This window comes from Stenotrophomonas sp. GD03958 (genome assembly GCF_029839005.1).
Lineage (GTDB): Bacteria > Pseudomonadota > Gammaproteobacteria > Xanthomonadales > Xanthomonadaceae > Stenotrophomonas > Stenotrophomonas hibiscicola.
Map to the genome: position 1 here is coordinate 1 of NZ_JAOBZT010000140.1, position 3,167 is coordinate 3,167.

The 3,167-nt window shown below is 68.8% G+C and carries 2 protein-coding genes; both read right to left on the bottom strand.

The features are described 5' to 3' along the window. Window positions 1–66: 66 nt before the first annotated feature. Window positions 67–1,566, bottom strand: a complete 1,500-nt coding sequence (gene glpK, locus N5C25_RS20410) for a glycerol kinase GlpK (protein WP_262214030.1) — start codon at window positions 1,564–1,566, stop codon at window positions 67–69. 103 nt (window positions 1,567–1,669) lie between these two features. Then, window positions 1,670–3,157, bottom strand: a complete 1,488-nt coding sequence (glpD, locus tag N5C25_RS20415) for a glycerol-3-phosphate dehydrogenase (RefSeq protein ID WP_251102543.1) — start codon at window positions 3,155–3,157, stop codon at window positions 1,670–1,672. Between the last annotated feature and the right edge of the window lie 10 nt (window positions 3,158–3,167).

Consider the following 3,167-nt stretch of genomic DNA (forward strand, 5'->3'; position numbering starts at 1 on the left):
CGCCCCGGCCGTTACATGGGCGTGTGACCGTTCAACGGGGTTACCGGCCAGCGGCCGGCACTACCTTCAATCCACGTGGAAGGCGAGGGTGGCGGCAACCGCCTGCTGCCATCCCGCATACAGCTTCTCGCGCCGGGCCACGTCTATCTGTGGCTCGAAGCGCCGGTCCAGGCCCCACTGCGCGGCGATCTGTTCGCGGCTGGACCAGAACCCGACGGCCAGGCCGGCCAGATAGGCCGCACCGAGCGCGGTGGTTTCGGTCAACCGCGGCCGCAGCAGCGGCACACCGAGGATGTCTGCCTGGAAGCTGGCCAGGAAGTCGTTGCCGATCGCACCGCCATCGGCGCGCAGTTCGGTCAGCGCGATACCGGCATCGGACTGCATTGCATCGAGCACGTCGCGGGTCTGGTAGGCCATCGCTTCCAGCGCGGCGCGCACGAAGTGCGCCTTGCGCGTGCCACGGGTCAATCCAAACATCGCACCGCGCACATCACTGCGCCAATAGGGCGCACCCAGGCCGACAAACGCCGGCACCAGGTAGGCGCCGCCACTGTCGGGTACCTGTGCGGCCAGCGCTTGGCTGTCACCGGCGCGTTCGATCATGCGCAGCCCATCGCGCAGCCACTGCACGACAGAACCGGCGACGAAGATCGACCCCTCCAGCGCATATTCGACGCGCCCGTCCAGTCCCCAGGCGATGGTGGTCAGCAGGCCGTTGCGCGAGCGTACCGCCTGCGTGCCGGTGTGCATCAGCATGAAGCAACCGGTGCCGTAGGTGTTCTTGACCATGCCCGGCTGGAAGCAGGCCTGGCCGAACAGCGCCGCCTGCTGGTCACCGGCGATGCCGGCGATCGGGATCGGGTGGTCGAAGAAGAACTGCGGCCGGGTGTGTGCGTACACCGCACTGGAGTCGCGCACCTGCGGCAGCATCGCGCGCGGGATGTCCAGCAGCGCCAGCAGGTCTTCATCCCAGTCCAGCGTGTGGATGTTGAACAGCAGGGTGCGCGCGGCATTGCTGTAATCGGTCACGTGCGCCTGGCCACCGCTGAGGTTCCACACCAGCCAGCTGTCGATGGTGCCGAACAGGAGCTCGCCACGCTCGGCGCGCTGCTGCGCACCTTCCACGTGGTCGAGGATCCAGCGCACCTTGGTCGCGGAGAAATAGGCGTCGATCAGCAGGCCGGTCCGCTCGCGGACCAGCGCTTCATGCCCGTCGGACTTCAGCCGCTCGCAGATGGCGTGGCTCTGCCGCGATTGCCAGACGATCGCATTATGGATGGGCTGGCCGCTGGCGCGGTCCCAGACCACGGTGGTTTCGCGCTGGTTGGTGATGCCCAGCGCAGCAATATGGCGCGGATCGATCTGTTCGCGGCTGAGCAGTTCGGTCAGCGTGGCGTAGACGCTGGTAAGGATCTCGCGCGGGTCATGCTCGACCCAGCCGGGCTGGGGGAAGATCTGTGCGAATTCGCGCTGTGCACTGCCGACGATGTCGCCGGCACGGTCGAACAGGATCGCGCGCGAACTGGTGGTGCCCTGGTCGATGGCCAGCACGTAGCGGGGCGTCATGCAGCGTCTCCGGTAGAGCGGTCGGGGTAAGGTACCTCAGCTTCCTGCAGAGCCGGGCCATGCTCGGCTGCGTTGTGCGGATGCAACCGAGCATGGCCCGGCTCTACACGCTGGCTTGCCCCATCCACGCCTGCAGCCGCGCCACCTGCGCCGCATCCAGCCGCAACCCCAGCTTGCTCCGCCGCCACAGCACGTCCTCGGCATCCGAGGCCCATTCGTGCTCACGCAGGAAAGCGACTTCCCGCGCGTGCAGGCCGCCCCCAAAGTCCTCGCCAAGATCGTTCACACCCTGCAGGCCATGCAGCAGCTCCGCGCTGCGGCTGCCGTAGGCGTCGGACCAGCGGCGTGCGATTTCCTCGGGCAACCACGGTGCCAGCAACTGCAGGCGCGAGCATGCCTGCGTGGCGTCGCCCCAGTCGCTGCCAGGCAGCGGGTCTCCGCCTACCGTCCACGCCGGGCCCATCTGCGGCAGCGCCGGCCGCAGCAGCTCCAGCGCTTCCTCGGCCAGCACCCTGTAGGTGGTGAGCTTGCCTCCCAGCACGTGCAGCGCCGGTGCCGGGTGGGACTGCAACTGCAGGCGGTAATCACGGCTGAGTCGTGCCGCACGCGGATCGGGATCGGCCAGCAACGGGCGTACGCCAGCGAACCGCCAGACCACGTCCTCCGCTGCGATGGGATCACGCAGGTAGCGATTGGCCGCATCACACAGGTACGTCACCTCCGCAGGGAGCACGCTGCAGCGCGCCGGGTCACCGCGATAGTCGGTGTCGGTGGTGCCGACCAGCAGGTGGTCGTAGGCGAAGGGCAGAAGGAACACCACGCGCCCATCGGGCTGCTGCAGCAGGCAGGCGCTGTCGCTGGGCCAGGGGCGGCGCAGCACGATGTGGCTGCCCTGCACCAGGCGCAGCGCGGGGCCATCGCCGCGCCCCTGCATCTGTTCCAGCAGGCCGCCGGCCCACGGACCAGCCGCATTGGCAACGGCGCGCGCAGTCACCGGGTGCGGCTGGCCATCGGCGGATTCCAGAACGGCCTGCCATCGGCCCTGAACGGGGCGCAGGCTGATGCAGCGGCTGCGGACCCGCACCTGTGCGCCGCGCTGCGCGGCATCCAGGGCGTTGAGCAGCACCAGCCGCGCGTCATCGACCTGCGCATCGGCGTAGCTGAAGCCGATGCGCAGCGAGGGGGAGAGCCAGCGACCCAGCGGATCGCGTTGCAGGTCCAGTGCGTGCGATGCGGGAAACGCAGGGCTGCGCCGGCCCAGATGGTCGTACAGCCACAGTCCCGCGCGCAGCATCCAGCGCGGGCGCAGGTGCGGCTCCCAGGGCAGGACGAAACGCAGCGGATGGACCAGGTGAGGGGCTTGCCGGCGTACCGTCTCACGCTCACCCAGCGCTTTGCGCACCAGGCCGAATTCGCCCTGTTCGAGGTAGCGCAGGCCGCCGTGGACCAGTTTGCTGCTGGCACTGGAGGTATGCGCGGCCAGGTCATGCTGTTCGCACAGCAGGACGCGCAGTCCGCGTCCGCTGGCATCACGGGCGATGCCGGCGCCGTTGATGCCGCCACCGATCACCAGCAGGTCGACTTCCTCCATCGCGCCTTCG

Excerpts from the sequence above, each read along its gene's own strand:
- glpD (WP_251102543.1), bottom strand. The coding sequence starts at position 3,157 with ATGGAGGAAGTCGACCTGCTGGTGATCGGTGGCGGCATCAACGGCGCC.
- glpK (WP_262214030.1), bottom strand. The coding sequence starts at position 1,566 with ATGACGCCCCGCTACGTGCTGGCCATCGACCAGGGCACCACCAGTTCG.